Origin of the sequence: Bacteriovorax sp. DB6_IX (assembly GCF_000447775.1) — a bacterium.
Taxonomy (GTDB): Bacteria; Bdellovibrionota; Bacteriovoracia; order Bacteriovoracales; family Bacteriovoracaceae; genus Halobacteriovorax_A.
In genome coordinates, this window is record NZ_AUNJ01000325.1 from 1 (window position 1) to 8,602 (window position 8,602).

Genomic DNA, 8,602 nt, shown 5'->3' on the forward strand with positions numbered 1-8,602 from the left:
GATGGCCGCCGCCGAGGCGCGCACCGCAAACAGCTCTGGCGAGGTGGCGATGATTTCGTTCACCGACAGCGATACCCGATCAAACAAGCGGCCTCTGCCCTAAGAGAGTTTTATAAGAAGAATTTTAATGAACTAAATATTCACAAGCTCAACTTCTCCAATAACTCTGGACTTGATTTAGACCTAAGAGTCAAACCACAAATTCTCGCAAGTTTTCTACAGGCCACTGCTTATAAGAAGTTTAATCAAAGATACTTTGTCACTCTTCTCTCACTAGCGGGAAATGCAGGATTCTTGGCAAAGAAGTTCCTCCACGAAGAAACTCACCTAAAGTTCTATGCTAAAACTGGAAGTCTCGATTATGTGAATGGTATTTGTGGCCACGTACTGAAATCTCAAAAGAGTTTCTGTCTCTTCATCAATAACTTCAAACTCCGCTCTGAGCTTGAAGGAAAGAATTCAAAGCGAAAAGATCAACTTAGACAAACTGCGAAATTATGGAAGAAGAAAAACTGATCAGGTTCTTGAAAAAGTCATACTAAAATTGTTTTTTTCAAAAAATGGACTTTTATAGTTGCAAATAAAATTAAGGCCTTATAAAATTTATTCTAAATAAAAACATGATTTGTTAAATCTCGATTAATAGGGACGAAAAAGGAGTTTCGACAATGAAAAAAATCGTAAAGAGCACTGTAGTTGGTGCGGCGGTATTGGCGTCAGCTGCGACATCTGCAGCAACATGGAAAGCAGGTAACACTGATGTAACTTTTAAAGGTTACGTAAAACTAGACTTTGTACACGTTGAAGGTGCAGGTTCATCAAATGCACTTAATAAGCAACTAACTGTTCCAGCAACAATGACTGCTGATTCAGCTGGTGGTTCAAATGGTTTCCAAGTATGGCAATCAAGATTTGGTCTTGGTACATCTACTGAAACAGAAATGGGAACAGCTAAGACTTACTTTGAAATGGATTACTACCTATCATCTCAAGGTGATGAGAAAATCTCTAACTCAGAGAGCCCAAGACTTAGACATGCATTCTTCTCTGTTGGAAAGTGGACTTTTGGTCAAACATGGTCAAACTTCATGATCCTATCTTCTCTTAACGAGCAACTAGACTTCGGTGGATACGCTGGAACTAACTTCGTAAGACAAGGTCAAATCAAGTACACAACTAAAATGGGTGCTTGGACTTGGGAAACTTCAATTGAAAACGCTGAAACGACAGGTGTTCAAGGTGGAGAAACTCTTGGTGCTTCAATCACTAACGGAAATGATGAAGATGGTGGACTACCAGATATCATTACAAAGTTCACTCACTCAGGTGACTATGGAACTTTCTCACTAGGTGCAATGTTCAGATCACACGAAATGGAAACAGTAGCTGGTGACGATACAGGTGTTGCTCTTACAGCTGGTGGTAAGCTAAATTACATGGGTAAGAACGATGTAAGATTTGCAGTTTCTTGGGGTAACCTTGGACGTTACGGATCTTTCACTGCTTTCAATGATGTTGTATCTCAATCTAAGAATGGGAAGAACGAAATTGAAGCTACTGAAGCTATGCAATGGCATGTTGGTGTAAGACACCACATCACTGAAAAAACAAGAGTTAACCTTGATTACGGTATGGGGACAATGGATACTTTTGGAAAATCAGCTATCGAAGAAGTTAGCATGATCCACGCAAATATCATCAGACAACCAATGAAGTCATTCCAGTACGGAGTTGAGTGGTCACAAACTAACGTAACAAGATTTGGAGCAACTAAGACTGCTGCAAAAGCTGACGAAGTTACTGGTAACAGATATATGTTCTCAGCACAATATAACTTCTAATCATTTAGATCTTATATAAAAAAGAAGGCCCTCTAACGAGGGCCTTTTTATTTTCTATCGACTAAGCGACATCTTCAAATCTTTCATCATCAGCGCTTGGAATTCCTCCAAACTCAGCTTCCACAACATTTGATGGTTCATCATCAAAATCATCAAGTTCGCCTGCATCAAAAACAATATCCTCTTCACTATCGTTCTTATCAGCCACTACAGATGAAGCTGCTTGAGTTGCACTTGAACCATTTACGATTGTAAGAAGTCCTTGAATTGCATTATTTAAACTCTCTGCTTGATCATTTAGCTTCTCAGCGTGGATCGCAGAAGTATTGGCAGAACTAGTATTTTCTTGTGTCGTTTGATCAATCAGTCCCATGGCCTTATTGATCTCAGTGATTCCCACAGACTGCTCTCGAGAAGCTTCGGCAACTTGGCTTGTCATATCGCGAACATTCTTCACTTCACTAAGAATTTTCTCTAGTGCTCCAACTGACTCATCAGCTGCGCTCATACTCATTTCTACACGCTTGCTTCCCTCAGAGATAAGGTCCTCTACTTTTGTCTTATTTGTATTTACCATGCGCTCTACATTTTCAATACTCTCCCCTAGAAGAGCTGAAATTTCATCAGCAGCATTACCAGACATTGTAGCGAGATTTCCAACCTCTTCTGCAACAACGGCAAATCCCTTACCGTGCTCTCCTGCTCTCGCGGCCTCAACAGAAGCGTTAAAAGAGAGAAGCTTAGTTTGGAAAACAATATCGTTAATCACTTTTGTTTTTTCAGCAATATCTGAGATAACTTGTGTAATTCGAGTCATCTCTTCATTTGTCTGATTCATTTGTTCCATAATATTGTCATTAGATTGGCTAACCTGATTGATTGAAGATTTTACCTCTTCAACAGTTCTCTTAGACTGATTCGCAGCAGTAGATAGAGATTCAGTTAGCTCACGTGACTTTTCAGAAGCATCAACATTTGACTGCACCATCGCACTAATTTCATCTAATGACGAAACTGTTTCCTGTACTGATGAAGCCTGTCTTGTTGAAGCATCAGAGAGAAGATCACTATTCTTTTTGACCTCGACTGAACTATCAAAAACATCTTTTGAAAATGATTCAAGAGAGTGGGCCATCTCATTGAGAGATCTCACTAATGGTCTTGCAATCATAACAGAGATCACGGCCATAAGAATGATAGCAATTGCTGCAAAGACATAAGTCACGATTGTAAAAGTCTTTTGAATCTTAGTAGTATATTCTTTTACAGCGAGTACTGATCCGCTGAGTTCTTTTTCTAATTTGTACTCAACATCTGAATAGCGTTTGATACTATCTTGCTGAGCAGTCCAAAGACTTAATGTTTGCGCGATATTCGCATCAACTTCTTTTTGTTTTTCAAGTGCACCCTTCCAATTCTTTGAATAGTACTCTTCATTAACAGCTTCAATTAAACTTTTAAGATTTGTAATTGCAAGCTTGGTTGTTTTTGTGAATTCTTTTTCCTGTTCTTTATACTCTTTGTCTCTAGAAAAGATCAAAAGATCATTTAGGGCGACAAAGAGAACCCCTGACTGTGACATATAATCTTTTGAGAATAGTCTGACTGTCTTCTTAGACTCATTGAATTCTTCACCGTAAATAAGGGCGTTTGATTCGTCTGAGTCAACTTGAGAAGCAATATTTCTTAGGAAGTTATCTCTTGCTCCAATTGCTGAAACAACAGCAGTTTGATTATTTTTAACGGCAAGTGATTTACTAGCGAGATCTTTAAACTTCTCTGTTTTTTGAGAATTGAGAGACACAAGCCCCTCAATTCTCGATTGTATCATTGGATCTAATTTATGATTTGCTAAAACATCCCCAAGACCTTTTCTAATCTTCTTGTCATAGTTCTCAATATCTTTGAGAATTTCAGGGTCAAGCTTTACCATGAAATTGTTTCTTGAAACCTCTTCACTCTTAACTGTGTTAATGACCATCTCTAGCTCAATCATGAGATCTTTGGCTTCTCCAACTTTATTTGAGACGTAGATATTCTCAACAAGAGAGAGAACGATCCCCATGATTCCGATGAGCGCGAGAGAATAAATCTTGTAACTCAGTGGTAATTTCTTTGATGCTTTACTCATTTTAAATCCTATTTAATGAATCTTACTTATAGTACCCAACACCGACGAAGTAATTCTTCCCTGGTACTCTTTCAATATATGAAGTTTTATGTGATGGTGTTTTCTCATTTGGCTTTGGCCACCAGTAATCAACCCATCCACTTCCCTTGTTCTTAGCAACACTAACGAACTCACCTGTAAAGGCCTTTCCGTTCTTGTCTTTTAGACCAAGTAAGCTCTTTCCTAAAAGTGGCTTTCTAATGTGCGCTAATACCTTTCCGTCAAAATCAATAACGAAAACATAGAGCTCACCTTTTTTAAAAACTCCACCTGCTGAGATATCAGCAAAAGCTTTGGCCTCACCGGCCTTTTGAATGTGCGCAACACCGCTCTTTGCTAGTGCTACTGAATCTTCTTTCATTCCAGCAAATGCTGTTAATGAAAATAACATTGCAACGATCGTAAGAATTTTCTTCATCGAAGTCCCTCCCTTTTAAGATTTATCGACATTTCAAACTCGTTTCATTAAAGAAAAATTCAAAATATGAACTTTAAGATCATAACTCTTTCGCCAAAATTTCTTAAAGCTTGAGGAATATTTCACGAATAATTCATCACTTAGAAAAGTATGATAGAAATCATAGGAATCTGCGTATTTTTAAGAATGCCCTAAATAATAGTATAAGGATCGACATCAATTTTGAGTGAAAAACTCGGGTCTAGCTGATTGAAGTTTCTAAAAATGTGGAGCACTTGATGGAGATGCCCAACATTCTTACTTGAGAGGGCCAAAGACCAAGTAAAGAGGTTTGCCCTTCTCTCAATCATTGCCGGAGTCGGACCAAAGATTTGAACTTCAAGTCCCTTTTTCTGACAGTAATCATTCAGACGTCGAACTTCAAAGCTTAGGCCAGAGACAAGCTTGTCTCTATGTCTCGAAGAAGCGTGAATTGCGGCCATCTTTGAATATGGAGGAAAGGCCCCAATCTCTCTTGGTGCCAATTCAAATTCATAAAACCCACTGAAGCTATGCTCTTTAACATAATCAAAGAGAGGATTATCAGGTAAGAGCGTTTGAATAATAACTTTCGCCTCTTTTGAAAATCTTCCCGATCGACCAAGAATCTGAACAAGCATTTGATAAGTCTTCTCCATAGAGCGAAAGTCAGGAAAGTTTAGCATGGAATCTATTCCAAGAATGAGAACTGTATTTACTCTCTTGAAGTTGTGACCTTTTGAAAGCATCTGTGTTCCAACAAAGATATCGATCTCACCCTTATGAAAGCGATCGAGCTTATCTTCAAGTTTTTCAAGATTTGTAATTTCATCTCTATCAAATCTTTCAATAACCTTTTCTGGGTAGTACTTCTGTAAGACCTCTTGGAGACGTTCCGTCCCAAACCCTTTTTGCAAGAGATTCATATTTCCACAGTCTGGACAGATTTCTGGCATCGGTATCTGGTAATCAGAGTGACCAGATGAAAGGACATTGCGTCCTTTAAAGTATCTGAGAGGAACACCCGTATTAGGATCTTCAAATTTATAACCACAAGCACGACATTGCAGATAATTAGCAAAACCTAAACGGTTTACAAAGACAAGAACTTGCTCATTCCTATCAAGGGCCTGCGCAATTCGATCCATTGATTCCTTTTCAAATGGCCAACGAAACATATCATCATCTTGTCTCTTCGCCCCCTGCCTTCTTGAATCGATCAGCTCGATATCGGGAAAGGAACCAGCGGCCCTTTCTTCCATCGTAAAATAGTTCTCTCGTTTTTCACGAGTAAATGTATAGAAGTTTTCTAAACTAGGTGTTGCCGAACCAAGTATCACGGGGCAGTTGTGCATATGAGCTTTTTTAATTGCAACGTCTCGTCCATTATAAGGACAACGGTCAGACTGCTTGAAAGAATTATCGTGCTCTTCGTCGACAATAACCAGTCCGAGATTTTCAACAGGGAGAAAAACTGAACTCCTCACTCCCATGACCATCACTGGGCGATCACTCTTTTTCAAGTGTTTCCAAACGGCATTCTTATACGAAGGAGTCACTCCACTGTGATATGAGAGGATTGGGCAATCTAAGTATTTTTTAAATGTTTCAGTAAACTGCGGAGTCAGGTTAATTTCTGGCAAGAGAAAGAGAACACTCTTTCCTTGTGCCATAACTTCTTTTATGAGGTTGAGATAGACAAGAGTCTTTCCACTCCCCGTCACCCCATGAACATAGAAACGGTCAAAACCATTATTAAGTTTTGACTTTATTGACTCATAGATTGGTGCTTGCCAACTATTGAGTTGATGTTCGAATTCCTGTTTTTGACCAAATTCAAGCTCTACTTCTCTTGGTCGTTTTAGAATCTTAGGCAGGCAATCCCATACAAGCATCCCTAGATTATAATGATAATACTTGGCCATCCACATGTAGAGGTCTAACTCACTCTCACTTAAAGCAAATTCTGGATCAAAAATTTCAGTCACGGCCTTAAGTTTGTACTTTGCCAAAATAGCATCAATATCACTTTGATTGAGGTCAAAAGAGACAACAACTCCCTTGGCCTTTCTACGACCAAGCGGAACTTCGACGAGTGTTCCTGGAGCGAGGAACTCTCCCTGAGTTTTGTAAGTTAGAATATCTTCTTTGCCAGGGTAGTTTACTGCGACTTGGCAATATTGAGTTTTCAATTGATCCATTGGAATTAGTATAAAACAATTCACATCAAAAGTATGCGTTTACTTTTAGCGAACCCACGCGTTAAAATGATTGCATGATGATATGGAATGTAGACCCAGAACTAATTAGAATTGGCCCAGTGGCCATCCGTTACTATAGCTTGGCCTTTCTCATCGCCTTTTTCTTTGGTGAGAGATGGTGCTCTAAGTTTCTACTTGAAAAAGGCTTTGATAAAGATCAAATTTCAAAGCTCTTAAATTACTCAATTGTAGGAACAGTGATTGGAGCAAGACTTGGTCATTGTCTCTTTTACGAACCGGGCTACTATCTAACAAATCCACTTGAAATCCTCTATGTTTGGAAAGGTGGATTAGCAAGTCATGGTGGTTTTGCCGGTGTGGCCATTGCAACTTGGCTCTTCAATAAGAGGGTTCAGAAAATTAACCTCATGTGGCTTCTAGACTTAGTCGCAGCTCCAGCTCTCTTTGGCGGTGGGCTTATTCGCCTTGGAAACCTTATGAACTCAGAGATACTTGGGCGACCAACAAACTCAGCTTTCGCCTTTGTCTTTCAAAGAGTAGATAATATTCCGAGACACCCTGCTCAGCTCTATGAGTCACTTGGGTATTTCACTGTGTCGTTAATCGGACTCTACCTCTACGCGAAGTTTAGAAATACTTGGCAAACTGGTCGCTTCATCGGATTTATCCTAACATTTGGATTCTTACATCGCTTCTTAGTTGAGTTTGCTAAAGAAAACCAAGTGGCCTTTGAAAGCTCAATGTTCTGGAATATGGGGCAAGTTCTCAGTATTCCAATGATCGTTATTGGTCTTGTCTTACTTTTATATAAGAAACCAACTCCAAAAAACATTTGACAACATTTTTCATTGAGACTCTAATAGTTGAACACAAATTATGACAGGAGTCTCAATGAAATACCTAATTACCCTACTCCCATTTCTCTTTATTAGTTGTTCTTCAATCAAGACAGAGAAGGTTCAATACTCAACTCAGAGTACAAAAATGAATGGTTATATTGCCTACAACAAGGCCAATAAAGTTAAAGTTCCAGGAATCTTAGTTGTCCATGAATGGTGGGGACAGAATGAATACGCGCGAAAGAGGGCCGATATGTTAGCAGAGCTTGGCTACGTTGCCATGGCCGTTGATATGTATGGAAATGGCATGACAGCAAATCACCCAAAAGATGCGAAGACATTTGCAACTGCAACTTTTAAGAATATGCCTGAAACCAAGAAGAGATTTAAAAAAGCTCTTGAGACTTTAAAGAATCATCCAATGGTCGATTCATCAAAAGTTGCAGCAATTGGTTACTGCTATGGTGGTGGAATAGTTTTAAAAATGGCCGCAGATGGCGAAGAACTTGATGGTGTTGTGAGCTTTCATGGAAGCGTTGCCCATATCAAGAAAATGAAAAAGAAATTAAAAACAAAGATTCTCGTCTTAAATGGTGAAGACGATCCTATGGTTAAAGAGTCTGATCTCGTCGCCCTTGATAATTTAGCGAAGAAAAGAAAGGTTGATCTAGAGATTATTAATTATCCAAATGCTCTACACGCTTTCACTAACCCTAAGGCAACAGAAGTTGGGAAGAAATTTAAAATCCCAGTTGCCTATAATAAAGAAGCTGACGAGGCTTCTTGGGAGAAGATGCAGAACTTTCTTAATTCTCTATTTTTCAACTAAATAAACTCTGGCTTTATAACCGAGGTCCCCCCTAGGTTTTTAAAGATCAATCTATAAAAGACGATAAGTTAGCTATGATTTATAGAGCACTTATCGTCTTTTCTTTTTTTATTTCTACCTTTGCCATTGATCAGAGTTGGCAAGCTCAAAAAACTGAAGTTAACCATAAAATATGGACTTCAAAAAAGAAGATCTTGGTTTTCAAAAGACAGCTCAAATCCGACACATTTAACTTTGAAAAGTATAAGTTTAAAACCATCAAGCA

General features: G+C 38.9%; 8 protein-coding genes. 5 read left to right on the forward strand and 3 right to left on the reverse strand.

What is annotated here, in order from left to right; translation table 11 throughout:
• Together M901_RS09925 and M901_RS09930 are read left to right on the forward strand one after the other, a co-directional pair.
• Positions 1-516: D-alanyl-D-alanine carboxypeptidase (locus M901_RS09925; protein ID WP_021278072.1), on the forward strand; the 516-nt coding region annotated here is incomplete at its 5' end.
• Between the two features lie 152 nt (positions 517-668).
• Positions 669-1,841, forward strand: coding sequence for a DcaP family trimeric outer membrane transporter (locus M901_RS09930; protein ID WP_021278075.1), 1,173 nt, complete (start codon positions 669-671; stop codon positions 1,839-1,841).
• A 61-nt stretch (positions 1,842-1,902) separates the two neighbouring features.
• Here the strand turns inward: M901_RS09930 and M901_RS09935 are convergent, their stop codons facing one another.
• From M901_RS09935 to priA, 3 genes are all read right to left on the reverse strand, one after another.
• Positions 1,903-3,972, reverse strand: coding sequence for a methyl-accepting chemotaxis protein (locus M901_RS09935; protein WP_021278076.1), 2,070 nt, complete (start codon positions 3,970-3,972; stop codon positions 1,903-1,905).
• Between the two features lie 22 nt (positions 3,973-3,994).
• Positions 3,995-4,429 (reverse strand): cache domain-containing protein, encoded by a 435-nt coding sequence (locus tag M901_RS09940; RefSeq protein WP_021278073.1) that lies wholly within the window; start codon positions 4,427-4,429, stop codon positions 3,995-3,997.
• A gap of 191 nt (positions 4,430-4,620) precedes the next feature.
• On the reverse strand, positions 4,621-6,648 hold the full coding sequence (gene priA, locus M901_RS09945) for a primosomal protein N' (protein WP_021278071.1): 2,028 nt from the start codon (positions 6,646-6,648) through the stop codon (positions 4,621-4,623).
• A 74-nt stretch (positions 6,649-6,722) separates the two neighbouring features.
• Here priA and lgt point away from each other — a divergent pair, with 74 nt between their 5' ends.
• From lgt to M901_RS18035, 3 genes are all read left to right on the forward strand, one after another.
• Entirely contained in the window at positions 6,723-7,505 is a 783-nt protein-coding gene (lgt, locus tag M901_RS09950) for a prolipoprotein diacylglyceryl transferase (RefSeq protein ID WP_034721685.1), read from the forward strand.
• A gap of 55 nt (positions 7,506-7,560) precedes the next feature.
• The gene (locus tag M901_RS09955; RefSeq protein WP_021278074.1) at positions 7,561-8,337 is read left to right on the forward strand and encodes a dienelactone hydrolase family protein; all 777 of its coding nucleotides are present in this window, start codon (positions 7,561-7,563) and stop codon (positions 8,335-8,337) included.
• Positions 8,338-8,411: 74 nt separating this feature from the next.
• Positions 8,412-8,602, forward strand: a 191-nt coding sequence (locus M901_RS18035) for a hypothetical protein (RefSeq protein WP_021278069.1), incomplete at its 3' end; no start/stop codon positions are given.